Genomic DNA, 25939 nt, shown 5'->3' with positions numbered 1-25939 from the left:
CGGTGGCGCGTTCCGGAATTCGCTCCTGCGCGTTCCGACGCTCTCAATCCCGTAGGCCACAACCAGCACCGCGGGGGTTATCGACAGGTCCCGTGTCCGTGGAAGCGGGCGCCGATGAATTCCTCTCGGCGATTGAACAGCTCTTGGCCGTCGAGCTCGTAGCCGTACTTGCGGCAGATCTGGTGGAACAGGATGGTCTGGCTTCGGGTGTTGCCTTCGCGGAATGGGTGGATGTTGTCCAGCCCGCCCCAGGAGGTGGCGATGAGCGGGATGAAGGTGTGCGGGGCGGTTTTTTGTGGGTCACCTAGTTCGAAGTCGAGCATGGTGAACTGGGAGGCCGCGCGGCCGGCGACCTCGGGGCCTGGGCGGTAGTGGTATTTGACCCACGGTGCGGTGCGGTCGTCGGGGGCGAAGTTGACGACGTCGCGCCACTGTTTGCTCATGCCGAACTTCGGTACCGTGCGGGGTGTGCCAGCCCAGTCGTAGACGTCACCGAAGATCTTGCGGTGCAGCCCGCAGTAGTAGTCGAGGTCGATCACGTCGGGAGGGTTGTCCTGGGTGACGATCTCGGCCATACGGACCAGGCTGATTCGGGTTTCGGCCTCGCGCAGTTGCCAACTGTCTTTGATGTTGAGGCGATTCTTCAGGACCCCCGGCGCATCGGGCCAGAAGTAGTCCTCCCACTGGCTGTAGGACGCCAACGTACTACTGGGCGGGTTGCCCGAACTCCGCGATGACCTCGGCGACGGCCTCGTCGTAGGTCAAATCGCCGCGGCCGATGCGGTCGAGCAGGTCACGCGCGTCGGGTGAGACGTCGTGGCCGGCGAGGCCGGTTGCTGCCACGGCGAGGGTCACGGCCTCGTCGTGGGTGGGCGGGCGCTTGGGCGCGGTCGTCATGGTGCTCATTGTAGGCGCTTCCTTCCGGTTCATCCGATCCCAGAGAGCCAGTATTGTCGCTGGGTGAGGCGGGTGTTCAACCTATTTCATAATACCAGGAGCGGATGGTTATAGCCTCCCATTAAGAGGGGTTGGGCGGTGTGGCCAGGGTCGCCTCCAGCACAGGTGGGTGGAGGGGGCTGCCGTGGCCTCACCGATGTCTCTGCCTGTAGCACAGTGGGTTATCTACAGCACTTCGTCGGTGGCGGGTGCGTTTTGCTCGGCCCGCTCGGTCATGCACCGCTGGTTGATCGCCTTCATCGGATTTCCTCCTCCGTGCACGTCGTGGGGGATCTGTACGTCACGGCATCGGTCCTGGGCTTGAACGCCGTTTCGGGGGAACCCCCAGATAACTGTCGTTGGATCACGTCGAAGAGGGCGGGCTGCTCACCGATTGGCCGGTTCGACCAGATCACCTCGGTGCGCGTTTGGTATGTGCCGCCTTGGGCTGTGCCCGTGGGGATTTCGATACGTGACCACTCGGCCAGGGTGTGGTCGTAGAGGTCGGATGCGTATCCGGAGAGGACGACACTGGCGCGGCACGCGAGCAGCTCGTCGAGCAGTTCGGCGTGAGCGTCAAGGTCGCGCATGTCGACGCGGTAGCCGTTGCCGCCGTCGGTGCGAGTGGACCCGAGATAGGGTGGGTCGACGTACAGGCACGCACCGGCGAACGCACCGTAGGACCGCACGATCCGGCCGGATCGATGTGGTATTTCCACCCGGTTCCGGTCGGGCGGGTGGTATGGGCGCGTGCTTGGGGGATCCGAATCCACACGACCCGTGCGATCTCGACGTCATCCATGCCGTCGTGGAGCTGGGCGTCGCGCGCCTGGCGGTACTCGGCGCGAGAGTGCGGCGTCAGCGCGCAGCGGCGGGCGAGTTCGGCCGGGTTGTCGCGCAGCACACGCCAAAACGTCCGGACAAGCCCGTCGAGGTCGTTGACGGTTTCCATGCGACTCGTGGGCTTGGCCAGCAAGACCGCGAGCGATCCGGCGAATGGCTCCACATAGTGCTTGTGCGGGGGCTGCCAGCTGTTGCGGTATGAGTGGTCGTTAGCTGTCAGTGGTGTGCTGTAGGAACGGATCTATGTCGGAAATGGGTATGAGGATCGGCGAGCCGAAGGCGCGGTTCGCGTGCTTCTGCTGCCGGGCTGAGTTCAATTTCACGATTGACTCCGGTGGACTGTGCGACGTCTGCAATAGCGGCGATTGCCCCGCGTGCGGCCAGGATGACGAGGACTGGCTGTAATGGCCCGGTTCGAAGTTCCCGAGGGCTGGACGGTTCAGGCGTTTCGGTTCACCCTCGACCCGACCGGTGATCAAGCCCGCGCATTGGCACGGCATTTCGGTGCCCGGCGTAAGGCCTACAACTGGACGGTCGCCACCCTGAAAGCCGATATCGAAGCGTGGCACGCCAGTGGGATAGAGACGGCGAAGCCGTCGCTGCGGGTGCTGCGGAAGCGTTGGAACACGGTCAAGGACGAGGCGTGTGTTAACGCCGAGACCGGGGCGGTGTGGTGGCGCGAGTGCTCGAAAGAGGCCTACGCCGACGGCATCCGCGGCGCGGTGGACGCGTACTGGAACTGGCAGACCTCCCGTGCTGGTGAGCGTGCCGGGAAGAGGGCAGGTTTTCCGCGCTTCAAACGCAAAGGCCGCGACGCTGACCGGGTCTGTTTCACCACCGGCGCGATGCGCGTCGAGCCCGATCGCCGCCATCTCACGCTGCCGGTGATCGGCTGTGTTCGTACGCACGAGAACACTCGGCGCATCGAGCGTCTTATTGCGAAAGGCCGGGCGCGGGTGCTGGCGATTTCGGTGCGCCGCAACGGCACCCGTCTGGATGCCAGTGTGCGGATCCTCGTGCAGCGTCCGCAGCAACCCGGCGTCGCGCTACCCAGCTCGCGGGTGGGTGTCGACGTGGGTGTGCGTCGTCTGGCGACGGTCGCAGACGCTGACGGGGTGGTGATCGAACGGGTTGACAATCCGCGCCCGCTTGACGCCGCATTGCGGGATCTTCGGCACGCGTCCCGGGCACGGTCACGCTGCACGAAAGGCTCCCGGCGCTACCGTGAGCGCACCACCGAGATGTCCCGGCTGCACCGCCGGGTCAACGATGTCCGCACCCACCACCTCCACAGCCTGACAACGCGCTTGGCTAAAACCCACGGCCGCATCGTTGTCGAAGGTTTGGACGCGGCGAGGATGCTGCGGCAAAAGGGCTTGCCGGGCGCCCGCGCCAGACGGCGTGGACTGTCCGATGCCGCCCTGGGCACACCGCGGCGGCACCTGTCCTACAAGACAGGCTGGTACGGGTCGGACCTGGTGGTCGCCGACCGCTGGTTCCCATCGTCGAAAAAATGCCACGTTTGTGGGCATGTCCAGGACATCGGCTGGGATGAAAAATGGCAATGCGAAGGCTGTTTGGCCATCACGCACCAGCGTGATGACAACGCCGCCATCAACCTCGCACGCTACGAGGAAACACCTAGCGTCGTCGGCCCAGTCGGGGCCGCCGTCAAGCGTGGAGCCGACCGTAAGACCGGGCCTCGCCCGGCGGGTGGCCGTGAAGCGCGGAAGGGACGCAGCCGCAAGGCTGCCGAACAACCCCGTGACGGGGTGCGAGTCGCGTGACCACTAAAGATCACTCACTCGCAACGGTAGCAGCCGCACGATGCGGTCGGGCGAGGCGCGTCTTGCCGCCGTAGTAGGCCATTGGCGGGGCGGTCACGTCGGCATCGCTCCATCGCGGGTTCGCGCTGTGGTGCGCAGGATGGCGTCGCTGACGGTGTTGCATGCTTCGTGAAGCAGCATGTGGCCGCCGTGCGCAAGGTGTAGGTGTGTTGCACCGGGGATCGCCGCGGCCATTTCCTCGCCATGCACGGGTGGGGTGAGGATGTCGGCTGACCCGCTGATCACCGTGGTGGCGGCCGAGATGGTGGGCAGCACGGCTCGTTGATCGAAGGTCTTGAGTGTGCGCAGAAAGCCCAGCGCGGTCGCTGCGGGCGTGGCGCGGAATGCCTGGGCCAGCGCCGTGGCGACCTTGCGGTCGCCGGTCACGACGTCGCACAGCGGTCGGGCGAGGCTACGCATGACTTGCTCGCGCAGGGTGTGCGGTACGTGGTCGATCACGTCGAGTAGGGTGTCGATGCCCGGTAGTGCCAGAACCCGTGCGATACCGTGATCGGTGAGTCCTGCGGCTGCGGTGGCTACCAGCACCAGTCCGCAGGGGCGGACCAGCTGCTCGGTGGCGGCTCGGGCCAGGTAACTCAGCGCGGCCATGCCGCCCATCGAATGTCCGGCCATGGTGAGCGGGCCTGAGATTCGCAGCGCGGTCACGATTTCGGCGAGGTCCTGGGCCAGCTGGCCCGGACTGTAGGTGGCCGGTGCTGCACGTCCGGAGCTGCCGTGACCGCGGTGGTCGTAGTAGACGACGCGGATACCGGGCCGGCGTAGCCGCCGCACCACGCCCTGCCACGAGTGCCGGGTAAGACATAGGCCGTGCAGCAGAAAGACGGTGTGGTCGACTGGCCCGTCGGGCAGCCAATCGCTCACCGCGATCGGCACCCCATCACTGGTCTGCACGACACGCTCGTGGATCCCTGATCGGCGCGCAGTGAGCGTGCGTCGTGCGGTGCTGCGCGGCACCGGCGCTGCGGGAATCGGGGTGGCGACTGCCGGGGCGGTGCTCATCAGCGTTGTGCTGCACAGGTTTTGGGGTTCCACAGTCCACGATCCTGCTCAGCGGCGGCGGCTTCGGCGGCCCGGAACTGGCGCTGGTAGCGGTAGGGCGTGGAGTAGGTGTACTCGTTGGCGTATCCCTCGGCGATGAGGTCGAGGTTGATCAGGCGGCCGTCAAGGGTCCAGACATAGGCCAGGCGGCGGCCGTAGCGGTCGGTGCTGTCTTGGCTGGGATCGTCCTCCAGGTACACCAACTGTCCGGTGAGGGCGCTCTTGGTGAAGTCGGAGGCTTCTTGGGCGAAGCACTGCACCGGAGTGCGCGGATCGACGAGTTCTGGGGTGTCGATGCCGATCAGCCTGACCTTGGTGTCACCGTCGTCGGTTTTGACCCATAAGGTGTCGCCGTCGACCACGCGGGACACCGGTGCGGGCCCGGTGAGCGTGTCTGCGGGCGGTTGGACGGGGTAGTCAGTGCCGTCGGGTGGCGACTGCCCCGCGACGGAGGGCACCTGGCATCCGGCCAGTAAGACGGCGCCGACGAGCCCGGCGAGAACGCGCACGTGGCGGCGGGGGTTGCGTGGAGCAATCCGCGGTCCAGCGGTGTAGGACGGGGCTCCAGATGACGGCATGTCCATACGAGTGACAATAGTGCATGATCAGTCAATCGGGGAACAGTTCGTAAACACTCAACTGTGCGGGCTGGTGTTAGCGTCGGGTTGTGGCCCGTCTCGTCTTGCACAGTGTGCGCGGATTCCCGGTGACGGACTTTGCCGCGCACCTGCCCCTGGAGCTGAGGGTGACCGGACGTCTGCGTTCGACGGTGCCGGGTCGGTACTGGTTCTGCGAGATTCAACCGGCCGTGGTGTGCGCGTTGGGGGAGGGCGTCGAGCGCGATCACATCTATCCTGACCTGCTCAGCGAGGACCTCGGTTCGGTCACGGTCGCGGCGGTGGTGCTGACCCCGGCCGCCGGCAATCGTGTCCTGCAGTCAGGGATTGTGGACTTTCCAGTGCATGTGGCGGCGGTGCTGGACCCCGCTGTGAAGGCAGCGGGGCAGATGGACCCCGAGCGGGTGGGGTATCTGGGGTGCGCCCTCGTTGACGACGCCGAGGTGGCCGCAACCAGCCAGACTGTGGTGGAGCAGCAGGTTCGGGCGCTGCCCACACGCTGGTGATACCCGCTTCGCGGGCGAATCGGCGTCAGGAGTGCTCGGACCACCAATCGTAGAGCTGGGGCAGCGTGGGGCCGCCTGGGCTGGATTCAATGCTGGCAAGCAGTAGCTCGCTGTCGACGGTCCAGCCGATGCGGGCATGGCCCTGTGGGCTGGTGCCACACACCAGAGTGCCGACGGGCGCGTCGGGCGCTGCACGGCGGCGCCACGGGCCCGGCGACTGATAGTTTCCTGGACAGACCAGAACTGTTGTGCCACTGATGAACTGGGTGAGTGCGGCGTCCAGGGCATCGACGTCGTGGTAGAGGGTGAATCGTGCTGAGGTGTTCGGGGCGCTGGCGTTCGGGCCACACTCAGCGGCGCTGCGATTGTCGGCGGGAACCGGCGTGCAGGCCCCCGCTGGATAATCGGCCGGCATCAACGACGCAAGCCGGGGGTCGATCCGAGCGGGCACTGGGACAGTCGCGGAGGGAGATGGCTGGTCGGAGATGCTGCGCTCGGGCCAGAAGACGACGCCGGCCGTGACTACGACTGCCACCACACTGACGGCGACCAGCCACCACCGGCGGTGTCCTGGCTGGTGCGCGGCCTGGGGTCGGGGTACGACGTCGATCACAGGGTGCGAGGACGGGCCTTGGGGTCGCCGCGTCTCCGTTGAAGTTCGCGGTGGATCATAGGGCGCCGGTTCGTCTCCGGGCGCCCACGTGAAGAACTGACTTAGGACTGGTAACGGGGTGGTGTTGGGGTCCTCGTCGGCCGGTGCGGTGTTCACATCGCACCGGCCCTCGTTGGCGCTTCGCGGGGAAACGCCTCGTCGGTCAGCACCAGCACTGGAGGCAGTGCTGGTGTAGCGGCGTTTCACGGATGTCGACCTCTCGCGTTCGGGGATCGCCACTGCTGATGGTCCGGCCGCAGAGGGTCAGGTAGTCGCTGCGTGTGTCTCGGCCCGCGATAGCGTGTGCCACCCGCGCACCCAGTCGAATTGCTGCGTTCTCGCTCATCTTCGCTCAGCCTCATTCGAAGTCGCTTGCGACAAGTTCGCGGGGGATTGCCCACAGGACGTCGGGCTCCTGTCGGAACCGGGCGCCGAGGATGAGCGGCCACTGCCACGGTAGACACGGGTAGAAGATCAGAGACCCTGACGCGGCGGTCTGCTCATGGTGCAGACGCAGCTCAGCGATTGCCACTGCGGCGGTTAGGGCCGGTGTGAAGCGGATGTCGGTGTGCAGAAGGTCAAGCAAGACCCCTGGTGCGTCTTCGGCCTGGTCCTTCTTCGTGACAACGGTGGCCCCTCGCGCAACCCAATCGTCCCAGCGATCGTTGAGCGTCTTAACGGTCTCGTCGGGGAAGTAGAACGCCAGATTTGGTGTGGAAAGTACGCCAGCCATAGTCGGTTAGAGCCTCCGTAGTTGTTGCCTTGCAATATGTTTGGCTATCGCGCCGTCAGGGAAGCGCGATCCGAAGCGCCTTGCTGATTTCGGACATGGTGGGCAGGGACAAGGTCCCTAGCGCTTCGGTGAGTTCATCGTGGTAGAGCTGCACGATGTCATCGACGAGGACGTAGCCCACCAACGGGTCGGCCGCGGTCAACGGCACGACCGTGGGAACGTGGGCGTGCTTACTGGTTGTCGTAATACGTGCTGCCAGAACGGTATCGAGGTTTCTGTTCCTCGAGTTGTTACTGAGGATGACCCACGGCTTGGAGCCATGTCCGAGGTCCACTCGGTACGCCTGGCTGCGCAGCGCACGTGTCATTTACGCCCCTAGGTCTGGCGCTCGTGGCGGTTGCGTGCAGTGCGTCGTTCAGCATTGGCCGATTCGCTGTTGAACTCTGTGGCCAGCTGGGCGTAGCCCAGGTCGAGGACGTGCTCCTGCAGCGCTTCGGCCCCCGCCTGAAGCAGTGCTCGCAACGCCGCGGCCTCGGACTTGATGTCGTCTGCGACGTCGTGCTGGCTGGCCCAGTGCCGCAAGACCTCGAAGGCCGGCGAGCCCTGATTGAGGTAGGGGGCGATCGCCGCCTCGTCGGAGTCGCCAAGGATCAGGCTCACACGCTTACCCATGGTGCATAGTATACACCGAATTCAGGCGTAGAGGCCAGCGTATAAGTAAGTGTGCGTCGACACCTGGTCCGTGTGCGCGACGCTGGGCCGTATCAGAGTTGGCGAATCGCGCGATCAGCCCCTCGGGTGGCCCGCGACAGGCTGCTAGTTTCAACCCGTGACGTCCCCGCGGGCCGGGGGGATAACCGATCTCGGACGACCACAGGAGTGATGAGCGTGAAGACTGCATCCGTGACCTCAATGTTGGCCTGCACGTCGGCGGCGTTGACCGTGGGCCTGCTCGGCACACCCACGGCGGCAGCGGATGTGGAGACCACTACGTTCGGTGATGACGCCGAGCTGGTGGACAACGGTGTCGTGCAGGCGTGGGTCGTCAGCGATCTCAGGCGCAGTGCTGATGTCATCGACTACCCGGTGCACGGCACGCTGTGGGAGGCCACGGCCACCGGCGTGGCCGTCGCTGGAACGGTGACACCGGTGGTGTCCAATTTCAATGCACGAGCCGCCGACGGCGCGACCTACCGGGTGTTGTTCGGAGCGGCCACACCGCTGGGCGTCAACCCCGCCACGCTCGCTGAGAGACAGCACACGACAGGCAAGCTGTACTTTGACGTCACCGGCACCGCGCCCGAGACTGTGGTGTACAACTCGATGGGCACCGACCGAGCGGCGTGGGTCGCCCCGCCGCCGCCGGCCACCGGCGGCGGCCAGTGGAGCCCCCCAGTGGGCACACAGTCCACCCCGTCGGCCACCGCGGGGGTCGACGGTGCGGACGTCGCCGAAATACCGCCGCTGGACGCCGAAGGCGCCGGAGCCGAGGCCGGCGAAACCGTGCCGACAGACGCGCTACCCACCGGCAGCCAAGGAACCCCCGTCGAGGCGACACCGGCAGCGACAGGCGGCAGTCAGGGCACCCCGGTCGCCGAGGGCAGTCAGGGCACCCCCGTCGAACCCAGTGCTGCCCCCGTCAGCCCCGCCCCAGACGCGGCGGCCGCCGCGGGGACCCCACAGCCTGAGACCGCACCTGCAGGCAGCCAAGGCACCCCCGCCACCGCGGCACCGACGACCACGGTGATCGCGCCGCCGCCCAGCTGAGCGCGGGGCCCGCTACGTCGACTCAGCGCTATTCCGGACGCTCCGCGCTACCAGCGAGCAGCATGTCTATGCCCTCGATCAGGGCCTGGTCGTCGGCTTCGTAGCTCGCCCAGGTCTCCACGTCGTTGCGCTCAACGCCACCTTCGATAGCGGCCGCGGCAACGGCGTGGATCGTGGTAGAGGTAATGTCGCGCAACAGGATCAGGTCTTCCAGAGCCCGTCTCGTTGTCTCAGCGGTGGCATCTGAGCGAGGGCGGCCAGGGGATGGCTCGTTGCCGTCGCTGTCAACTCCCAGCAGCATGCGGTTGCGGACTGTGTTCATCCCGCCGATCAACAGGTTGATTCGGTCGACCACTTCAAGCGTCAGCTCCCGTGGCACGTCGGCAAGCCACGTCCCAGGAACAAGCAGATGGTCAACGCCAGGCGTAGTCATCACCCAAGCTCCCTTTCGCTATACCTATTCCGGACGATCATTGTTAGTGCTCGCCGGTGGGGGCCAATTGTTGCAACAATCAACGAACTCCCGTACCAAGGCGGCCAGGTCGTCGGCCGCATCCGTCTCATTGTCTTGATCGCCAGAAGCTGCGGCGGTTACGAAGCGTTTTTCGGCGTCGTCGAGTGCTTTGATGTAGCTGTCCAACGTCGACAAAATCGTGTCGGTGTCAGCGTCAAGATCGGCGGTGCAGTCCGTAGGAGCCGCAGGCAGAGGCGAGTCAGTGGCGTCTACGGCCGCGTTCAAATCCGCTTCCGTGGGATCGCCGAGAAATCGCCAGAAGACGTCGCGGCAGTCGGAGCCGCGGTGGATCTGCTCCACGATGCCCAGCCGATCAAGGGCGCACAGTTGCGGATAAACTCGATAGCCGGTCTCGTCGTATCGATGTGCGCCCAGCAGCTCGCAGACGTGACGTGTCGACGCCGGCAGCGGCCACTCAGTGCGCAGCGCGGCAAGTATTTGATCGCGCAACGCGACGGTCCGCGCGGACGGCCTACCCAACAGCTGGCCTCGGAACGGCGGTGCGTGCGGTCATTGGCCGATTCTGCCTCTCCGGTGTGACAAGCCGTGCTCGATTCCAACTGTAGCAGTAGGTGCTACAGTTGTGTAGTCCGTTCTGCTACAGTCTCGCTGTGACTGCCCGTGGAGATATCCCGTCGGCCGAGCGTGAGCGACTGCATGAGGCAGCTCGCGGCGCCGACGACGCTGCCGCTGAGTTGAAGGCCGCCGTCCGGGCCGCCTGGCTGGCAGGTGCCTCGATTCGCGCGATCGCCACGGAGTTGAGGAAGTCGACGCGCACGATTCAGAACTGGCTAGAAGGAGTCCGGCACGACGCACCTTCGCTGGAATCCTGATACCGGACAGTTCAAACGGATGCTGCGGGAGAATACCTGCCCTGCAACACAATCGACACCGTCGGTCCGGTTTGTCGGCGGTCGCTGCGGGGCGACGAAATGACCGGCGGCGGTGGTTGCTATGGCAGCGTGCTTCTTGACGACGAACTTTGGGCGTCGCTGACGGCGATAAACGGGCGAAATGTGCCATGGGTCCGCGGCTGCGTGCTCGATCACGATCACCACGGCGATCACGGCGCACCAGCGAATTCCTTGGACGAGGCAGGGCAGCAGCAGTGGATTCGTTGGCCCGATGCAGGCCGCGCGCGCCTCGAGGCTGTCGAACCTTCCCCGCCGGGCCGCCACTCAGCACCTGACCGCCCGACGCCGCGACCTCCGACTAGGACCACTGCCGCCCCACCTCATCGACGCGGCCATGGCGGGTTACCGGAGACGGGAACACAGGTCGAAGCGCTCTGGGCGATTGCGGCGGCGCTTGAACGGGTGGCCGACGTTGTCGCGGCTTGCCTTGGCAGTCTGCCTCGCGGCGACTGAATCGGCACAAAGGGCCGGCGGGGCGCGCTCGCCTTCTCGATGGTGTCGGGTGTGCCAGAGTGGTGTCGCGTGCTCGCCGTGCGAGCCGCGATTAGTGGTGGCCAGCGGCGAGCGACTCGATCGCCTGGTACGCATCGCGTTTCATGGCGTCGATGACGTCCTTCGCCTCACCGATCGCGGCGAGCATCTCCGCGCGTGCCCGGGCGGCTTCGTGCGGCAGTGCGGTGTCAACGGGTTCCCAGTCTGAACGTAGCCAGTCGCGCGCATCACTGAGCGCCGAGCGGGCAGAGTCGAGGGCCGCCAGTGCGTTGACGAAAAGGTCTGTGCGGGTGGGTAGTTCAGTGCTCATGGCGATCCTTGCGGTGGTGTTCGTTGGGGAGGCGGATTGATAGCGTCTGTCGAGACGTTGTTCAGGTTTGTGCGCTCGCTGCCGACCGCGCCCGCATCGCGTCGCGTCGTAGCGCTTTCGCTAAGCGGGTGTTGTCGGTGAGGTCGGCCACCGTTGTCAGCGTGCGTGCGATCCGTGAGAACAGCGCTGGGGGAGCGGCGATCGGGCCGCCGCTGTGATCGGACTGGATCAGACCAGCCAACGACAGCAGCTGTGCAGTCTCATATCGCCGCGCGTGGCGGTCGGCGTCGTCGATCGCCGGGGAGCTTTCGAAGAAGAGCAGGGCTTCAGCGAGGCCAGCCACGAGAAGGCCGAAGCTGGCCACGCTGATATGGGCGCTGCGTGGCAGCGCGAACAGATCGCTGCCGGGTTCCTCGTCGGCGAACGTGGCCACCAGGCGATCAGCCAAGGCGTCAAGCGCGGCGTCGTCAAGGTACGGTCGAGCGGTTCGTTCGGTCACTCCGAGTTGCGCGGCGGCGGTGGTATGCCGTTCGGCAAGAACGGTCTCGGCCGCTTCGACGGTCAGTGTCATGCCTCGCTCACCTACTCGTGCTACCAATCCCATCGCGCACTGGTGCAGCCAGTCTGGTGCCGGGTTGAGGCCGCTGCACTTGTCAGTCATCTGCGCGTTCTCCGTCCTGTGCACGTTGGAGCGCGGCTTCGGCCCGCTGCAGCGGTGTGCCCTGCAGCACTGCCGGTCCCGGTGTTTCGGCGATCGCTGCGGCGATCGCTTCGTCGATCCGGCTGGAGCTTTCACCTGGCAGGGGAGTGGTGCCGTATTGATGCTTTGCGCCATTGGGGGCAGCTATAACGGTGACCCGGATCGGTACGTGCAGGTTCAGGGTGCGCAGCCGGTCGGTGATGGCGGCGGTGAGTGAGTCGGCGTAGGCATGCAGTTCCTCGCGGCGCAGTTCTTCCAGCGTGTCCCTTAGTGCCGCAAGGGAATCCAGAGCCTGCTGCTGGGCTTGCTCACCAGGGGTGGGCTCGTACGGTGGCTGCTCGGCGTGCCACCGTTGGTAGGCGGCGACTTTGTCCGGATCGTTGATCCACGCGGCCAGACCGTGTTCGTCGCGGTCGTGCAGCCATTCCATGCCCGGTGGTGGCGGCTCGTCGGGGATATCGTCGGGTTCGGGGATATCGAGCTCGCGTTGGTCGATCTCGTCGAAGGCGTCGAGGTAGGGGTCGGCGTCGAGGTCGCGCAGAATGTTGTCGACGGACAGGTCCACGGTGATCGGTTGGGTGCGGTGCCGCAGCAGGTGTTCGTCGTCGGGTCCGACGGTGGAGGCCAGTGTTTCGCGTACGCGGGCGGCTTCCCAGGAGCCAGGGCGTCCGCTGAGGATTTGTGTTGTGCTGCCGACGTTGGCGGCTGCACCGGCCAGTGCGTGGGTGACGAACTCGGCCCAGTCGATGTGCAGCGCCGCTCGCGGGTCGGGGTCGGCTTCCCATCCGCCCGAAGCGCTTTGCCGCAGAGGCTGGTTCGTGAGTTTCGTTGCTTCTGTCAGCGCGTCGATGGCGTCGTGGAGGACCTCGATATAGGGCCGGGGTTGCGCGGCGTCGGTGTCGGTGAGATAGCCGGCATCGAGCAATGCCGCCGAGAGCACCCGGCGGTAGGGCTGGCCGATGGTGCGGGCCACGCCACGCAGATTGTCCCGGTCGGGCAGCGCCCGCAGCCCGTTGGTCCGCCAGAGGCGCAAGTTCTCGCGCGAGATGCCAATCCGGCGGGCCAGTTCGGCGTCGCTGACCCCGTGTGCGGCCTTGTAGTGGTCTATCAGGGCGACCAGGCGGGCGATTGCCATGCGCCGATTATCGTGCGACACTACCGATTGTGTCAAGTAGCAATACGCACTAGTGACAAGCAATAAGCGCCGGATAGCCAAGTGATACTTGACATAAGGTAGCTTATCGGCAATGCCGCTAGGGCGCATTACGGCTTTACAGCATTACGGCGATATGCGAAAATGGGGCTATGTCGTTTCATGGCTTCGTTGCCGTCCAGGCCCGTGGTGTCGTCGCGTTGCCTGCCGAGGTGCGGCGGCGGCTGCACCTCGACGAGTCCGGTGCGCAGGTTGAGATCACTGAACGCGAGGACGGGGTTCTGGAGCTGCGGCCTGCGCTACCGATTCCGGCTGACCAACGATGGTTCTGGCAGGACCGTTGGCAGCGACGGGAGAAGGAAGTCGACGAGCACGTGGCGGCCGGGCGGGTCACCGTTCACGACGACGGCGAGGCATTCCTGGACCATCTCGACGAGCTGGACGCGCAGGCGGACGACGTCGAGCCCGAGTCGTGAAGTTCGAGACGACACCGGCGTTCGATGCCGACTATCGCCATCTCAAGGCCGAGCACCGAAGAACCTTCCGCGATGTGGTGAGGGCGAAATTCGTTCCGGCTTGCGATGCCTACGCCGCGGATCCGGCGACTCCATGGCCGCGGTCCCTGCGTGTGAAGTCTGTGCAAGGCGCGCCTGGCATCTTGGAGATGACGTGGTCGTTCGCCAGTCCCGACGGACGGGCCACTTTCGAACTGGTCACTGTCGACGACGAGTTGCGCTGTCGGTGGCGCCGCGTCGGAGACCACGATGTCTTCAAGTCCCCCTAGACCGAGGTGGGCCTTCCCCTCCACCACCCCCTGCCCACGCACTAAATACGTCACTGTGACGACACATCCGCGTGCAAGCTGTCATCCCGAAGGAGCAGAATGCCCACCATGGTGATCTCCTCCGCCCTGGATGCACAGGCACGCGCTGACATCGACAGCCGCCCTTGGTACGTCGTGACCTACCGCGATCGCGACGTCGTCAACGTTCAGGAGTTCAGCACCCTGCGACCGGGCCGGCGCTTGATGTCTCGCCACTGGAACGGGTTTCGGCTCTTCGACGAGCCGGCGTACCTCGCGTACGCCGGAGGCACTTATGCACACCGCTGCAAGCCCTGGGAGGTGTGGCAGGTCAAGCCCACCCGACCGTTGCGCTACGAACCTACATCGGTGCCGGGTTTCACCACCCGCCAACTTCGAGCTCGCCGCATCGAAGTGGTGCAACGCATGGCCCCAGGATTCGAGTACGGGCCCCACGGCCGCACAGTCCGGGCACTCGTCGAAAAGCTCGCCCAGGTCCCACCCCAGCATCCCGATCCGGCACGGCGCGATCTCGACTACGAAATCGCCATGACCTTCCTCGAGGAGCAACGGGGTCACGGAGGGTGGCTCCACGATTGCCGGGTGTCGCTGGCCACTGCATACCTGGACTGCCTCACGTCGGTCTCATCTACCGGGCCGACGACCGGCCGCTGGAAACAGCGTCTGGCAACCGGCTTGCCGGTCCACACCCTCTTGGACGCGGCCATTTCCGGTCTGCCGATCCCGCGCGTCGTCGCTGAGCGGTGGAACCTCACCGAAGATTCGAGTGCCAGAATCTGACCTCAACAGCATCATTGTGCTGAGACGTCCGCTGTGCTGGGACCGTCGACAAGGCGGGCAGGGCCGCGTGAAAATCAGTGCGCGGCCCGGACGCAATATCCCCGTAGCCTGGACATATGACCAATGATGACCACTCGCGGCCGCTGCTACGAGTCATAGACGGCGGACCCCACGCCGCCAACGCGTCGATCGACGCGCACCTCACCATCGCCGACGTCGCCGCCGCGTGCGGCCTCCCGCAGCCGGTTATCGCTCAGCTAGTTCCCCGAACATGGACCGCCGACGGGTGGATGTACACCCCCGCCCAGCTAGAGGAAGCAGTCCGGATCGCCCGCAGAAGACGCTCCGGCGACGGAGACGGCATCGACACCGAATGGCTGCCCCCGAGGTGACGACGCGCCGCGGCCTCTTACTGAGCCTCCTGACGTGGCTTTCGGTCACCGCCGCAGGCGGCATCCGCCAACGTCGGCTTGGCAGCGGGACCCGGTTCAGATTCTGAGAGGTCTGCGGTCACGCTGAGATGTCTTGCGCCGGCGCCGCTGAGCATGAGCGTCCGCGGCGTAGCGCCACTCAAGCCGTATTGGTCCGCGCCAGCCGTTCGCGTGCAAGACGATAGCGTGGATTTGCTCGTTCGTTAGCCCGGCGAGGCCGCCGTCTGCGTCATGAGAGCCGACCATGATTCGGCCACGGAGGAGCGGCACGGTGCTTGGCCGCAGTTTCGCCGCGTACATGAACAGCTCAGTTGCGGGCCGATTGACAGCGCGCGGCTCTGGCCCGGGCCAGCGGCTGAACCAGAAGTCGAGACGCCCAAACGGGCCGCACTCTGTTGCGAATGTCTCGACAAACCTGTCCGGCGGGTAAGGGGCGCGCAGGTACATGGCCAGCTCGTCACGATCGGCGACGTCGATCAGGTCAAGCGACAACGGATGCAAATAGTGGTTCGCGTCGTGAATAAAGATCGCTTGTGGCATCTCTATATCGTAATCAGCTTGCCCGACACGTCCGGCGCCAACAAACACCGTGATGGGTATGGTCATCGGGTCAGTCCTTGTTCGTTGGCGCTGCGGGTCCTGTGGTGTGGTCTGCGCTGTTGTTGGTCGGTCCACCACTGCCGCTGCTGATCGGTGAGCCCATCGGTGAGCGGCTGTTCCTGGTCGCGGTGGTGGTCCTGTTCGCTGGGGATGAGGGCGGCGAGGTGGGGGTGTTCGCGCCAGGCGTCGCCGTAGATGGCGTGGCCTGCCCAGAGGCTGATGGCGGGTGTGGCTGGTCCGGTGAGTTGCAGGGGCGAGGTGTGGTCTTCGTCGAATGACATGACCAGGGTGCGGGCGTGCGGTTGGGGGTAGAACTCGGCGAGGTCTTGGTACCAGAACGATGTGTAGCCGCCGTCGGGGCGGCTGCACATCAGCCGCAAGTTGGTGGTCAGCACCGCGGCTGGGCGGTGGTTGCGCCAGCTGGGTTGGGCATCCTGCTCGGCGCGGCGTCGTCGGCCACGGTTGACCGCTCCTTGGGTGGCCATCGCTCCGGCCATGAGTAGCGGATTGACGAAGAATGTGCCGCCGGCGCGGTCGAAGTGGCCGTCGCCACCGACTAGGCGGCTGTAGTGGGCGGGGGCGCTGAGCCTGGTCACTTCGTTGGGTTGCAGCAGTGGGCCATGGGTTGCCACCACGGGTGGTTCCACTCCCCTGCTCAGCGCGGCGGCGCAGCCTTGGGTGTAGCTCCACCATGGGTCGTCGGGCCCTGTGGTTGTGCCGCGGTCGGCGTTGTCGGTACGTTCTGAGTTCACAGCGCCAGCCCTTCGTCGGTGTCGCGGTCGTGCTCCTGGCCCTGTTCCTGTTGGGAGGCAAGGTAGTCGGCGGCGCGGGAACGCTCGGCGATTTTGTGGGCGAAGCGGTACTGCTCGGCGGTGTCGAGGCCGGATTCCTCGAGGAGGAACGGGGTTGGGTTGAGGTGCAGGGACCATCCGGGTTCGCGGCCGGCGGCCCGCATGCGGTGCTGGGCCTCGGCGGCTTTGGCTTTGGCTGCCTCGGATTGGGCTTCTAGACGCAGCATTGTGGTCAAGGTGGAATGTTCTTCTCTGAGCGCGGCCAGTTCGTGGCCGCGGTCGAACTGCTCGACCTCAGTGGTTTGGAGGTCTTCGATGGTGGCGGTGAGCTGGTCGTGGTTGCGTTGTAGCCGCTGGTGATGGTTGGGAAGGTCCTTGTAGAGGTTCTCCAGGCGGGTGAGCAGGCCCCGGGTTTTGGCGCTGCCGCTGTCGTCGCGGCTGCCCACGGTTTCGTGCAGATCGAGCACCGTGGCGTCGATTTCGGCTGACGGCACGTCGGCTTTGATCCACAGTTTCGAGTTCATGTGGTCGCGGCGGGCGAGGAGCCCGACACCGTTGATCGAGGCGTTGAGCGGGCGGTTCTCGTAGCCGGGGGCGTTTTTCATGGCGTGGTAGGTGTTGCGGCAGACGGTGGCGAACGCGTCGGCGGCGTCCTTACGCTCCTTATATCCACGGCCTTCGACCAGGACGGTGGGACGGGCATCGGGGTTGCGGGCGGCGACGTCTTCAACCACGGGCGCCAGGGCCTGCAGGTCGGAGTTGACGATGGCGAGTTGGCGTTGGGTGGCGGCGATTTCGCGGTCACGGCTGGCCAGGGTCTCGTGGTGGGAGCGTTCCAGTGCGGCGAGGTGGTCGATCTCGTCTTGGAGTTGCACCTGTCGCACGTAGCGGGGGTCGCCGGTGGCGATGGCCTTGGTTTCGGCGGCGCTGGCGCTGAGGTCTCCCCCACCGACGTCCTCGACTTCATCGACGGCGATGTCGGCGCGTTTGACCTGTTCGATGAACAGCGATTTGGCCTCGATCTTCTGCCACATCACCGTGTCGTAGCTGCCTTCGACGACGTAGTTGAAGATGTGAACCGCGCGATTCTGGTTGCCTTGTCGGATGATTCGGCCCTCGCGCTGCTCCAGATCGGCTGGGCGCCAGGGCACGTCGACGTGATGCAGGGCGACCGCGCGGGCCTGTACGTTTGTGCCGGTACCCATCTTCTCTGTTGATCCGAGTAGCACCGAGACCATCCCGCGGTTGCATTCATCGAACAGTCGTAGCTTGTCCTCGGGTTTTTCGGCGTCGTGGATGAACCGGATTTTCTCGGCCGGCATGCCGCGGCTGATCAGCTCGTCGCGGATGGCGGTGTACATGCCGAAGCTGTCTTTGGGTTTTCCGGCCTTTCTGGTGGGCGTGCCCCGGTCGCAGAACACGATCTGCAGCCCGCCGGGATTGGGCATGTCGTGGCCGTGCTGGGGGTCTTTGTAGATGCGGTCGGCGGTGGCCTTGTGCACCGCCATGATCTGGTCGGCCACTGCTGCGGTACGCGAGTATGCCGGGGCGGGCAGGTGCACCATCCGAGGGTCGAGGCTGGCCTCCCGGCCGTCGTTGCTGATCTTGAGGATGTTGTCGCGGGCCATGTTCTTCGGGTCGATGTCGGTGGCCCGGTACCCGAGGTCGGTGATGAAGTCTTTGAGTTCCTGATCGGCTGGGATGTTGATGATGGTGCGTTTGCCGCCGACCAGTTCCGGCAGCTCGATGTCGGCCTGGTCGAGCACCTGGTCGCGGGTGATGACGTCGGTGAACACCGAGGACAGCTTCAGCAGCTCCTGCAGGTTGCAGAACTTGCCGACGCGGGTGACCGGCCGCAGCTGGGTGCCGGTGGCGTTGACCTCGACGGTGTTGATGGTGGAGGTGAACGCTGCTCCCCAGTCGTTGAGGTGGAACACGCCGGCGTCGTCGAGCAGGTCGGGACGCAGGTAGCGCTGCATGACATACATTTCGCCGAGGCTGTTGGCGACGGGAGTGCCGGTGGCGAAGGTGGCGACCCGCTCGTCGGCCGCGGTGGGCTGGCGGCCGGCGGCCAGGGCCTCCTCGCCGCGGCGCTGGCGCAGCATATCCATCTTCATCGCCAGGTCGTCGGCACGCTCAGATCCGTTGGGGCACGCCAATTCCTTGACTGCTGACAGCCTTGTTCTGTTTTTGAACATGTGGGCTTCGTCGATGAAAAGGTAGTCCGCGCCTGTCTGCTCGAACCGCAGACCGGTGTCCTTGCTGGCCTGCTCGGTGAGGTCTTTGAGTTTGGTTTCGTAGCGCTGCAGCGCCTTCTCGAGACGTTTGACGCTGGTTGGGGTGGTGTCCTCGGTGGTGGCGGTGAGTGCTTCGCGCAGGATTTCCAGTTCGCGTTCGATGTAGTCGCGTTGCACCTCGGGCCCGACCGGGATCGCTTCGAACAGCGACTGCGGCGCGATGACCATGTCCCAGTCCGAGGTGGCAGACTGGGCGATGAAGCGCCTGCGGCCTTCGGGGTCGGTTCCCGGTGCGCCGAGCAGGATTTCAGCGCTGGGGTACCACCACTTGGCCTCCTTGCCGACCTGCTCAATGATGTGGTTGGGCACCACGAGCCAGGGTTGGCGTGCCAGCCCGAGTCGGCGCATTTCCATCGCGGCCATGAACATGGTGCCGGATTTGCCTGCGCCGACCACGTGGTCGAGCAGCACGTTGGGCTCGGCGATGATTCGTGCCACCGCGTCGCGTTGGTAGGGGTGCGGTTCGAAGCGCTTCGACAGGCCGGGCAGGGTCAGCGCCGCACCGGAGTATTTGGGTGCCCGCAGGCAGTTGAACCGTTCGTTGTAGACATTGACCAGTTCGTCGCGGCGAGTCTCGTCGGCGAAGATCCATTTCTGGAACGCCTCGCTGATCTTGGTGGCTTTGGCCTGCGCGGCAACCGTCGCGTCGCGGTTCACGCCGGTGCGGCCGGTGCGCTCGGTCTCCTCGGCGGTGTACTTGACGACGATTTCCTTGTTGTTGCACACCATTTCGAGCAGGTCGATGGCGTCGCGGTTGTCGTAGCGGGTTCCCCAGGTTTCGAAGAAACTGGCATGTGCCCGGTCGTGGGCGGGGCATTCGATGGTCCACACGCCTTGGATGTGATCGGCAGTGACGCGGGGAATCTTGTGCTCGGAGGGTGCGAAGGTTTCGCGGGCGAACTGGCCGACGTAGCGGGCGTCGATCCAGGGGGATCCAGGTCGGGCGCTGATCTGGCTGGCCTGCCGGTCGACGGGCTGCACCGTGCGCAGCGCGTCAACGTATTCGTGGTAGCGGGGATCGTTTTCGGCGGCCTTTTGAGCCTCCCGCAGCTGGCGGCGCACGTTGCCCGACAGGGCGGTAGCAGCAGGTATCAACACGTCGGGGTCGCGCAGTGAGGGAAACACCAGGCCGCGCAGGTGTTCACGGGCGGCGTCTTTGTCTGTGCCCAGCAGGGTGGCGATGTGGTCGAGGTCGACGCCGCCGTGCTGGTCAAGGCTGATGGCCAGAGCTTCGTCGGCGGTTTCGGCGCGGTCGCGGATGGTGGGCGGCCCCAGCAGGTCGACGCTGAAGATCGGCGCCTTGCGGACCTCCTTGGTCTGCTCGTCGTAGGACTCCAGGGCCAGCACCGTGGTCCAGGACGGGTCGTTGCGCAGGGCGGTGACGATGTGCGGGCGCAGCTTGTAGGGGTTGGGGGTCTCCCAGGCCTGCTGGTCCCACTGCTCGACGAGTTCCTCGGGGACCCGCGCGGCGTCGGGGTTCTTCTTGCGCCACAACTCGATCTTCTTGGCGAGCTTTTCGTCGCGTTTGTCCTGGGTGACCTCGGCGGGGGTGCTCCACTTGAACCGCTGGATCGGGCCGTGGCGTTTGACGTAGGCGTCGTAGATGCGGTTGAGCTGGCCGCGCAGATGCTCGCGGTCTTCTGGCGGTAGCCCGTTGCGCTGGGATGCCACGACGGCGTTGGCGGCATCGCGCAGCGCCAGCAGCTTGATCGTTTCGTCTTTGCGGCTCTGATAGACCTTGGTTTCGACCCATTTGTCGCGGTCCCAGGATTCGAACCGGTCGGCCTCGGCGTTGAAACGCAGGGTGCCGTAGGCGGGCAGTTGCCCGGCGCTCGCTTTGGTCAGCAGGCCGGGATCGAAGCTGACTTCGGTGACGTCGGTGAGGCTGCTCGGGCTGGCGGTCAGGCCGCGATCCTTGTCGATCGCGGTGTCGATGATGCTGCGCAGGCAGCGGGCGACCTGGTCGCCGACCGCCGAGGGGTCCATCGTCTGGACCTGCAGGGTGGTGCTGCCGTGGATCCCGTGCCCGATCATCGGGGTGCCGAGCATGTGTTCGGGATGCTCATGGAAGTAGGTGTTGACCGGCAGCGACGACGTCTGTCCGTCGCCGGTGACGAGGTCCATGTCGGCTACCTGCAGCCAGCTGTCCTCCCCCACTGCGATCTCGCGGTCGGCCTCGCGGCGGCGCAGCACGAGGATGTCGGTGACGACCTCGGTGCCGGCAACCCGGCGGAACGCCGCGGTGGGCAACCGCACGGCGCCGAGCAGGTCAGCGCGGGCCAGGATTTCACGGCGGGCTTTGTCGTCGACGTTGTCCATGGTGTAGCGGCTGGTGAGCGCCACGACGTAGCCACCGGGGGCGGTCAGGTCCAGCGACTTGACGATGAAGTGGTTGTGGATGGACAGCCGTTTCGGGTTGTACGAGGGGTCACGCAGCGCGAAGTCCCCGAACGGCACGTTGCCGATGACGGCGGCGAAGCTGCCGTTGGGCACGTTGGTGGTTTCGAAGCCCTCCGAACGGATTTGGGCCGACGGATACAGGTGGGCGGCCACCGCGGCGCTGATCGGGTCTTTCTCCACCCCGACCATCTGGGCACTCTTAGGCGCCAGGCCAATGAAGGTGCCCGATCCGCAGCCCGGCTCCAGGACGCGGCCGCCGCTGAATCCGGCGTGTTGCAAGGCTTTCCACATGTGTTCGGCGATGGCCGGGTCGGTGTAGTGGGCGTTGAGTGTGCTGGCTGAGGCGGCCCGGTACTGGCTCTGCCCCAGCACCTCTTTGAGGTATTCGCGCTGGGATTCGTAGGTGTCCTTGCGGGTGTCGAACACATCGGCGATCGCGCCCCAGCCCGACCAACACGCCAGGGTCTGCTGCTCGGCGGCGGTGGCGGACCGTCCGTCACGCTGCATCCGCGTCAGGGTGTCGATGACGGCGATGTTGGCCAGCAGCCGGGCCTTGGTGCCCGACGGGACGCGGATGTCGGTGCCGGGCTGAAAGTCCACCGCTGGCGGGTGCACCACCTCCTCCAGTGGGTGCGGGGTGGCCGCGGCCGGAGCCACGTGCTCGGTGTCGGCAGCATCGTGGACGGCGTCACGGCCGACGGCGGTGTCGGGGACCGCGCTGAGGGTGGGCCGATTCTCGGCTGGCCTGTCGGCGGTAGCGGCGAGGGTGTCCACCTGCATCGCTGACCCCGGCGGCACCAGGGTCAGCGCGGGTCGCTGCGGGGAGTTGAGGGTCGACGAGTCGACCGCCGGCGGCCTCGTGTCCTGGCCCTGTTCCTCGGTGACGTCGCGGTCGGGGAAGCGCACCGGAGGCAGCGGGGCGCCACCAGGGTCGATGACCCGGGGATCGGTGGGCAGGTCGAAGCTGTCCTCGGCGAACAGCGCCAACTGTGGGTCGTCGAACTCGCTGCGCTGACGCGCCTTCTTCTTGCGGGTTACTCGATCGGGTACCCGTCGGCCCTCAGCTCCTCCTCCACCAGCGGGGTGAGTCGGGGCACCAGGTGGTGGCGCGGGTGGGTGGGCACCGGACGGCCCTCCTCCGCGCGAGTCGCGAGCAGGTAGGCGGCTTTGACCCTGAACATCGCCGATCGTTGTGGCCACACCGTGTCGGCCAGATCCTCCACGGACTCGTTGGGTTCGGTCCGGTAGCGGACGTCGCGCCACCGGTCCTGCCAGCTCACCTCGGGACTGGGCCGGCTGACCGGCTCCGGCTGATCCTCGGCCGGTGTCGGAATCAGCGCGTACAGTTCCTGGCGCACGACCGCTTCCCTGGCGTTCTGCAGGGCTGTCTCGTGCAGGCCGACCGTGGTCTGGTGGTCGGGCTCCTGACCGGGGTGGGCCGTCCGCCACCGACTGATCGCGTCCTGCGCCAGGTCGATCGACAGCGCTGCGGCTTTGTTGTCCAGCCGCTCGGTCACCAGGTTGAAGAACGTCTCGGTCTGCTCGCTCGTCCAGCCCGTCGGCAGGCCGAGCTGCCGGTAGGCGGCCTGCACCGCCTCGCGCATCCATTGGCTGCTCACGCGCTTCATTATCCGATGCGTTGATGCTGAACAGATCCGGTTGCTGCTGGTCGCCCATAGCAGCCTCCCTACGGCCATACCGCTAGTCATGGATTTCTCCCTTACCTGCGGCATCGCCCTCATCGGGGCTGCCCGAATCTGGATCTGGCACGGCCCGCCGTGCCGGATCCCCCACTTCTGCTATGGAGACGTTGACACGGCTTAAAGCCTCATCGACGTCGGACAGAAGCTGCGCCACGCTCTGTGCCTGGCGGTTGAGTCTGATCTTGATTGCCTTCAACGTGTCTCGCAGCGCGTTGAGCGGCACGAGCGCGGGATGGGCGATCGCGGACCCGATCCGCACTGGGGCTCCCCCACGCAGCACGGTCAGCGCCGACCCGCGTTCCCACATCAGGAACCGGTCGATACGGTCGAGCGTCTCGGCGGTCGGCACGTACCCGCGTTGGCCCAACGTGGCCAGGGTCGAGCGTCCGGGGCCGCCGATCGCGGCAAACTTCGACTTGGTCATGTTCAGTTCGCGTAGCCGACGCTCGATCGCGGTGACCAACCCGCTGTAATCCCACTGGGCGGGGTCCTCGTTCGGGTCGAACAGGGTGTCGAGGGTGACCCCGGACCCTGCCTGCTCCTCGGGCAGGGTCGACTTCGGCAGCTGCCGGTACACACCGCGCTCGCGCGGCACCGGGTCGCCGCCGTGCAGAACCGCCCGGGCCGACCCGGGCTCCCACACCAGCAGGTCATCGAGTTTGGCGAGCGTCTGCAGGTTCGGGACACGATCCGCGTCACGCAGGCTGGTCAGGGTCGAGCGCGATAGGATTCCAAGCTTGGAGGCGCCAAGGAGGCTGAACCCCAGCTCCCGTAGACGAATCTGCATCTGCTGGGACAACCGTTTGACGTCGGGTTGCCCGCCGGATTCCGCGTCGAGCTCAACGGCCGCGATGATCGCCTCCCTGGGTCCGCTGCTCAACAGGACCGCAAAAGCCCTGATTGGTCCCAGATATTACATGCCTGACGCGCATACAGATAGGTCAACGTTGCGCAATCGTCAATCGCCTTCGCGCAACGGATTGATGTAGACCCAGGTGTGAGCAGGCCGCCGGGCGTCGTTTGTACGACTGGATGTCGCGGCTTAGCCTGCGCTGCGGGTTGCTGTTTGTGCAGCGTCGAGGATCTCGTCAACGATGGTGTGGTGGACCTTGTGGTAGCGCCCGATGGTGCTTGGCGGGGTGCCGGTGTCGTGCTGGGCCAACATCGCGGCAACGACTTCGGGATGCTTGGTCGTGGGGTGTCGTTTCATCCGGCCTTGGGTTACCCCGCTGTGGACAAGGGTCTTGGCCAGCGGCAGCCATTTCTGGATTCCAGTGTCGTCGACGCTGTCGTGCGCAGGTACGCGCATCTGGTGTGCGGATGTGCGGCTGGGGACAGCGGCCAGTGTGCGCGGGTCGCTGTGGGCGGGACTTGGCTGCCCTGGATCTGATGCGTCGCGCGTGTGCATTTGCGCGGGTCCTTCGGGCGCGCGCGGGTGCGCGATCTGCGTTGTCCTGGCCTGCTGCGGTGATTGTGATCCCGGTGGTTTCGGGGGCGTCGGGCCGGGGTCATGGTCAGGCGCCCCGCTCGGTGCGGGGTGCCCGTCGAGCCATGGTGAGGGTTGGCGGTAGGTGCACAGCTCGTGGGCATGATGCAGAACAGATAGGCGGGCCAGCATCTTGTCGCGCATCTGCGGGTCGTCGGCAACGTTGGCGGCCAAAAGTGCCCGCTGTAGGCGCGCTTCGCGCGACCACCGCCAGCGGCGGGGCATGCTGAGCTGCGCGGATCGGAATGCGGCGCGGTCGCGGGTGCGCTGTAGCGCATCGCGCTCGTCGTCGGCCAGGCCGAGTCGTGAGAGTATCCGTTCTCGCAATTCGTGGCCGATGCGGGCGAGAGTTCCTGTTCGATGGTGGCGGGCGCGAAGCTCCAGACCGAGCGCCAGGTGCAGCATGACCGCGCCGAGGACGGGCCCGAGGATCACGCGCGCGAGACCTTCCTCGAGGTCGCTCATCGCCCAGGCCATGTAGCCGGAGACGGCGCACATCGCCCACACGACCATGCGGAACGGTCCGGGGTGGCCGGTGCGGCGCACGTTGACAGCCATGCCGGCACCCGAAACGATCAGTGCCAGCTCGGCGACTGCGAACATGATGTACCGCTCGCCGCCGGCGGTGGGGATATTGAGCACCTCGTCGAAGAAGCGCCACGAGGTGTTGAGGCTGACGGGCAGGGTGGCCAGGGCGGCGACATAGCAAGCGATGGTGACGCCCGACCCGCGCTGCGGCCCGCGCTGGGGTGCGACGGTGTCGACGTGGGGGCTGGACGTGGGCGCCGGGAAACGCTGGCGCGTGGGCTCAGCGGAAACGGTCATTGCGCTCTCCGGTGATCGAGGGCAGGGGACTTGCCACGCGGACTAACGATCCCGGCCGCGCCACAACAGCACTATACCGGGTTTAGTGATCGTTGTCAGTACGCGAGAGGGCTTTCCGGAGCCCAGCTGCGGTGAGGCCGGCCTCGCGCTGCATTTCACTCCAGGTAGCGCCAGCGTCTTTGGCCTGGCGAATCGCCCTGTCCCGCAGCGCAATGTGGCGCTTGCGGTCCGCGTCGATCCGGTCGAGCTCTCCAGCCTGGGCGCGAACACGACGCAACGCTGCCGCTTTCTGGACTGCCATAACACCGGATACTTTACCGGGTGAAGTGGCGGTTCGGCGAAACGCGCATTGCCCGGCGATGCGCATTTGCGCGGGCTGCGCGCCGCGCAACGCCCTCGCCGGCGCGGCCTGTCGCCCGTCGGGCGGACCTGCCCGCACACCGGATGTGCGCCGCGCATCACTGTTCATCGCCTGTCTTCCGGCGCCGGTTCGACTCGTTCGCCCGCGCACGTGCGGGATGATGCGCGCCGCGCAATCGCGATTCCGCGCGCCGGTTGATGTGCGGCGCACACGCCGTGCCCTTCCACTCCCCCGGTGCTGGTGTGCATATTTGCGGACTGTAACCAGTCCTGCTGACATAATCACCCTTGCCACTCCCCCGGGACGCGTCGTCTCGATCCGGGGCGAGCTTGTCCGACGGTGCCTCCTTGGGACGGGTCCCGACCGCCCGGCTGCCCGGGGGCCGGCACAGGGCTCAACTCGGCTGCAACAGCCGCGGCA

Annotated in this window: 28 protein-coding genes and 1 pseudogene; 7 read left to right on the top strand and 22 right to left on the bottom strand. The window is 66.0% G+C overall.

Annotated elements, in window-relative coordinates:
• Positions 1–77: 77 nt before the first annotated feature.
• From RMCN_RS25735 to RMCN_RS32140, 4 genes and pseudogenes are all read right to left on the bottom strand, one after another.
• The gene (locus tag RMCN_RS25735; protein WP_234787790.1) at positions 78–701 is read right to left on the bottom strand and encodes a Fic/DOC family protein; all 624 of its coding nucleotides are present in this window, start codon (positions 699–701) and stop codon (positions 78–80) included.
• Between the two features lie 4 nt (positions 702–705).
• Complete coding sequence (locus RMCN_RS25730; protein WP_234787789.1) at positions 706–897, bottom strand: antitoxin VbhA family protein; 192 nt, start codon at positions 895–897, stop codon at positions 706–708.
• Between the two features lie 296 nt (positions 898–1193).
• Positions 1194–1625 (bottom strand): DNA adenine methylase, encoded by a 432-nt coding sequence (locus RMCN_RS31640; protein WP_067395314.1) that lies wholly within the window; start codon positions 1623–1625, stop codon positions 1194–1196.
• Positions 1626–1816: 191 nt separating this feature from the next.
• A pseudogene (locus tag RMCN_RS32140) lies at positions 1817–1942 on the bottom strand (DNA adenine methylase); the annotation flags it as partial.
• Between the two features lie 241 nt (positions 1943–2183).
• Between RMCN_RS32140 and tnpB the strand changes: the two are divergent.
• Positions 2184–3566 (top strand): IS607 family element RNA-guided endonuclease TnpB, encoded by a 1383-nt coding sequence (gene tnpB / locus RMCN_RS25720; RefSeq protein ID WP_067395308.1) that lies wholly within the window; start codon positions 2184–2186, stop codon positions 3564–3566.
• 93 nt (positions 3567–3659) lie between these two features.
• Here tnpB and RMCN_RS25715 read toward each other — a convergent pair whose 3' ends face one another.
• Together RMCN_RS25715 and RMCN_RS25710 are read right to left on the bottom strand one after the other, a co-directional pair.
• The gene (locus tag RMCN_RS25715) at positions 3660–4625 is read right to left on the bottom strand and encodes an alpha/beta fold hydrolase (protein ID WP_067395305.1); all 966 of its coding nucleotides are present in this window, start codon (positions 4623–4625) and stop codon (positions 3660–3662) included.
• On the bottom strand, positions 4625–5248 hold the full coding sequence (locus RMCN_RS25710; protein ID WP_005148612.1) for a thermonuclease family protein: 624 nt from the start codon (positions 5246–5248) through the stop codon (positions 4625–4627). Before RMCN_RS25710 ends, RMCN_RS25715 begins: the two co-directional genes overlap by 1 nt.
• Positions 5249–5331: 83 nt before the next feature.
• Between RMCN_RS25710 and RMCN_RS25705 the strand changes: the two genes are divergently transcribed.
• A complete protein-coding gene (locus RMCN_RS25705) occupies positions 5332–5787 on the top strand; it encodes a hypothetical protein (protein WP_084377756.1) in 456 nt (151 codons plus the stop codon).
• Positions 5788–5812: 25 nt separating this feature from the next.
• Here RMCN_RS25705 and RMCN_RS31635 read toward each other — a convergent pair whose 3' ends face one another.
• From RMCN_RS31635 to RMCN_RS25685, 4 genes are all read right to left on the bottom strand, one after another.
• Complete coding sequence (locus RMCN_RS31635) at positions 5813–6322, bottom strand: hypothetical protein (RefSeq protein WP_234787788.1); 510 nt, start codon at positions 6320–6322, stop codon at positions 5813–5815.
• A 475-nt stretch (positions 6323–6797) separates the two neighbouring features.
• Complete coding sequence (locus RMCN_RS25695) at positions 6798–7172, bottom strand: hypothetical protein (RefSeq protein ID WP_006246265.1); 375 nt, start codon at positions 7170–7172, stop codon at positions 6798–6800.
• Positions 7173–7227: 55 nt separating this feature from the next.
• Positions 7228–7539 carry a type II toxin-antitoxin system PemK/MazF family toxin gene (locus RMCN_RS25690; protein ID WP_067395302.1) on the bottom strand — a complete coding sequence of 104 codons (312 nt, stop codon included), beginning with the start codon at positions 7537–7539 and terminating at the stop codon, positions 7228–7230.
• A gap of 8 nt (positions 7540–7547) precedes the next feature.
• On the bottom strand, positions 7548–7844 hold the full coding sequence (locus RMCN_RS25685) for a hypothetical protein (RefSeq protein ID WP_006246264.1): 297 nt from the start codon (positions 7842–7844) through the stop codon (positions 7548–7550).
• A gap of 216 nt (positions 7845–8060) precedes the next feature.
• Here RMCN_RS25685 and RMCN_RS25680 point away from each other — a divergent pair, with 216 nt between their 5' ends.
• Entirely contained in the window at positions 8061–8939 is an 879-nt protein-coding gene (locus tag RMCN_RS25680) for an MPT63 family protein (RefSeq protein WP_084377758.1), read from the top strand.
• Positions 8940–8967: 28 nt separating this feature from the next.
• Here RMCN_RS25680 and RMCN_RS25675 read toward each other — a convergent pair whose 3' ends face one another.
• Positions 8968–9372, bottom strand: a complete 405-nt coding sequence (locus RMCN_RS25675) for a hypothetical protein (RefSeq protein WP_006246262.1) — start codon at positions 9370–9372, stop codon at positions 8968–8970.
• 24 nt (positions 9373–9396) lie between these two features.
• A complete protein-coding gene (locus tag RMCN_RS25670; RefSeq protein WP_234787787.1) occupies positions 9397–9903 on the bottom strand; it encodes a hypothetical protein in 507 nt (168 codons plus the stop codon).
• A gap of 161 nt (positions 9904–10064) precedes the next feature.
• Here RMCN_RS25670 and RMCN_RS25665 point away from each other — a divergent pair, with 161 nt between their 5' ends.
• Positions 10065–10286 carry a helix-turn-helix domain-containing protein gene (locus RMCN_RS25665; RefSeq protein WP_027331240.1) on the top strand — a complete coding sequence of 74 codons (222 nt, stop codon included), beginning with the start codon at positions 10065–10067 and terminating at the stop codon, positions 10284–10286.
• A gap of 625 nt (positions 10287–10911) precedes the next feature.
• Here RMCN_RS25665 and RMCN_RS25660 read toward each other — a convergent pair.
• The 3 genes from RMCN_RS25660 to RMCN_RS25650 all read right to left on the bottom strand — a co-directional run bounded on the left by RMCN_RS25660 (position 10912) and on the right by RMCN_RS25650 (position 13004).
• Positions 10912–11169 carry a hypothetical protein gene (locus RMCN_RS25660; RefSeq protein ID WP_006246259.1) on the bottom strand — a complete coding sequence of 86 codons (258 nt, stop codon included), beginning with the start codon at positions 11167–11169 and terminating at the stop codon, positions 10912–10914.
• Positions 11170–11230: 61 nt separating this feature from the next.
• Entirely contained in the window at positions 11231–11740 is a 510-nt protein-coding gene (locus RMCN_RS25655; RefSeq protein ID WP_040538525.1) for a hypothetical protein, read from the bottom strand.
• A gap of 82 nt (positions 11741–11822) precedes the next feature.
• On the bottom strand, positions 11823–13004 hold the full coding sequence (locus tag RMCN_RS25650; protein ID WP_067395291.1) for a hypothetical protein: 1182 nt from the start codon (positions 13002–13004) through the stop codon (positions 11823–11825).
• Between the two features lie 170 nt (positions 13005–13174).
• Here RMCN_RS25650 and RMCN_RS25645 point away from each other — a divergent pair, with 170 nt between their 5' ends.
• From RMCN_RS25645 to RMCN_RS25630, 3 genes are all read left to right on the top strand, one after another.
• Positions 13175–13498 carry an AbrB/MazE/SpoVT family DNA-binding domain-containing protein gene (locus RMCN_RS25645; RefSeq protein WP_005148622.1) on the top strand — a complete coding sequence of 108 codons (324 nt, stop codon included), beginning with the start codon at positions 13175–13177 and terminating at the stop codon, positions 13496–13498.
• Between the two features lie 407 nt (positions 13499–13905).
• Positions 13906–14625: a hypothetical protein gene (locus RMCN_RS25635; RefSeq protein ID WP_084377754.1), complete on the top strand. Its 720-nt coding sequence runs from the start codon at positions 13906–13908 to the stop codon at positions 14623–14625.
• A 116-nt stretch (positions 14626–14741) separates the two neighbouring features.
• Complete coding sequence (locus RMCN_RS25630) at positions 14742–15017, top strand: hypothetical protein (RefSeq protein ID WP_067395285.1); 276 nt, start codon at positions 14742–14744, stop codon at positions 15015–15017.
• Positions 15018–15113: 96 nt separating this feature from the next.
• On the opposite strand, the gene RMCN_RS25625 is transcribed toward RMCN_RS25630, so the two are convergent.
• From RMCN_RS25625 to RMCN_RS30900, 7 genes are all read right to left on the bottom strand, one after another.
• The gene (locus RMCN_RS25625) at positions 15114–15662 is read right to left on the bottom strand and encodes a hypothetical protein (protein ID WP_234787786.1); all 549 of its coding nucleotides are present in this window, start codon (positions 15660–15662) and stop codon (positions 15114–15116) included.
• Positions 15659–16408: a hypothetical protein gene (locus tag RMCN_RS25620; RefSeq protein ID WP_067395282.1), complete on the bottom strand. Its 750-nt coding sequence runs from the start codon at positions 16406–16408 to the stop codon at positions 15659–15661. Before RMCN_RS25620 ends, RMCN_RS25625 begins: the two co-directional genes overlap by 4 nt.
• Complete coding sequence (locus RMCN_RS25615) at positions 16405–22131, bottom strand: helicase-like domain-containing protein (protein ID WP_067395279.1); 5727 nt, start codon at positions 22129–22131, stop codon at positions 16405–16407. The genes RMCN_RS25620 and RMCN_RS25615 overlap by 4 nt, the downstream gene beginning before the upstream one ends.
• Positions 22132–22178: 47 nt before the next feature.
• The gene (locus tag RMCN_RS25610; RefSeq protein ID WP_234787785.1) at positions 22179–22772 is read right to left on the bottom strand and encodes a hypothetical protein; all 594 of its coding nucleotides are present in this window, start codon (positions 22770–22772) and stop codon (positions 22179–22181) included.
• A gap of 73 nt (positions 22773–22845) precedes the next feature.
• Complete coding sequence (locus RMCN_RS25605; protein WP_006246247.1) at positions 22846–23727, bottom strand: hypothetical protein; 882 nt, start codon at positions 23725–23727, stop codon at positions 22846–22848.
• Positions 23728–23889: 162 nt separating this feature from the next.
• Entirely contained in the window at positions 23890–25158 is a 1269-nt protein-coding gene (locus tag RMCN_RS25600; RefSeq protein WP_067395276.1) for a hypothetical protein, read from the bottom strand.
• Between the two features lie 82 nt (positions 25159–25240).
• A complete protein-coding gene (locus RMCN_RS30900; protein WP_131808606.1) occupies positions 25241–25627 on the bottom strand; it encodes a hypothetical protein in 387 nt (128 codons plus the stop codon).
• Positions 25628–25939 lie beyond the last annotated feature (312 nt).

It is taken from the genome of Mycolicibacterium novocastrense (genome assembly GCF_001570485.1).
Classification (GTDB): domain Bacteria; phylum Actinomycetota; class Actinomycetes; order Mycobacteriales; family Mycobacteriaceae; genus Mycobacterium; species Mycobacterium novocastrense.
Note: the sequence above shows the minus strand (reverse complement) of the source record. Positions and strands in the feature narration are given on the sequence as shown.

Coding starts and splice junctions, on each gene's coding strand:
- RMCN_RS25730 (WP_234787789.1), bottom strand. CDS start 897: ATGACGACCGCGCCCAAGCGCCCGCCCACCCACGACGAGGCCGTGACC.
- tnpB (WP_067395308.1), top strand. CDS start 2,184: ATGGCCCGGTTCGAAGTTCCCGAGGGCTGGACGGTTCAGGCGTTTCGG.
- RMCN_RS25715 (WP_067395305.1), bottom strand. CDS start 4,625: ATGAGCACCGCCCCGGCAGTCGCCACCCCGATTCCCGCAGCGCCGGTG.
- RMCN_RS25710 (WP_005148612.1), bottom strand. CDS start 5,248: ATGGACATGCCGTCATCTGGAGCCCCGTCCTACACCGCTGGACCGCGG.
- RMCN_RS25695 (WP_006246265.1), bottom strand. CDS start 7,172: ATGGCTGGCGTACTTTCCACACCAAATCTGGCGTTCTACTTCCCCGAC.
- RMCN_RS25690 (WP_067395302.1), bottom strand. CDS start 7,539: ATGACACGTGCGCTGCGCAGCCAGGCGTACCGAGTGGACCTCGGACAT.
- RMCN_RS25685 (WP_006246264.1), bottom strand. CDS start 7,844: ATGGGTAAGCGTGTGAGCCTGATCCTTGGCGACTCCGACGAGGCGGCG.
- RMCN_RS25675 (WP_006246262.1), bottom strand. CDS start 9,372: ATGACTACGCCTGGCGTTGACCATCTGCTTGTTCCTGGGACGTGGCTT.
- RMCN_RS25660 (WP_006246259.1), bottom strand. CDS start 11,169: ATGAGCACTGAACTACCCACCCGCACAGACCTTTTCGTCAACGCACTG.
- RMCN_RS25655 (WP_040538525.1), bottom strand. CDS start 11,740: ATGACACTGACCGTCGAAGCGGCCGAGACCGTTCTTGCCGAACGGCAT.
- RMCN_RS25650 (WP_067395291.1), bottom strand. CDS start 13,004: ATGGCAATCGCCCGCCTGGTCGCCCTGATAGACCACTACAAGGCCGCA.
- RMCN_RS25645 (WP_005148622.1), top strand. CDS start 13,175: ATGTCGTTTCATGGCTTCGTTGCCGTCCAGGCCCGTGGTGTCGTCGCG.
- RMCN_RS25635 (WP_084377754.1), top strand. CDS start 13,906: ATGCCCACCATGGTGATCTCCTCCGCCCTGGATGCACAGGCACGCGCT.
- RMCN_RS25630 (WP_067395285.1), top strand. CDS start 14,742: ATGACCAATGATGACCACTCGCGGCCGCTGCTACGAGTCATAGACGGC.
- RMCN_RS25625 (WP_234787786.1), bottom strand. CDS start 15,662: ATGACCATACCCATCACGGTGTTTGTTGGCGCCGGACGTGTCGGGCAA.
- RMCN_RS25610 (WP_234787785.1), bottom strand. CDS start 22,772: ATGAAGCGCGTGAGCAGCCAATGGATGCGCGAGGCGGTGCAGGCCGCC.
- RMCN_RS25600 (WP_067395276.1), bottom strand. CDS start 25,158: ATGACCGTTTCCGCTGAGCCCACGCGCCAGCGTTTCCCGGCGCCCACG.
- RMCN_RS30900 (WP_131808606.1), bottom strand. CDS start 25,627: ATGAACAGTGATGCGCGGCGCACATCCGGTGTGCGGGCAGGTCCGCCC.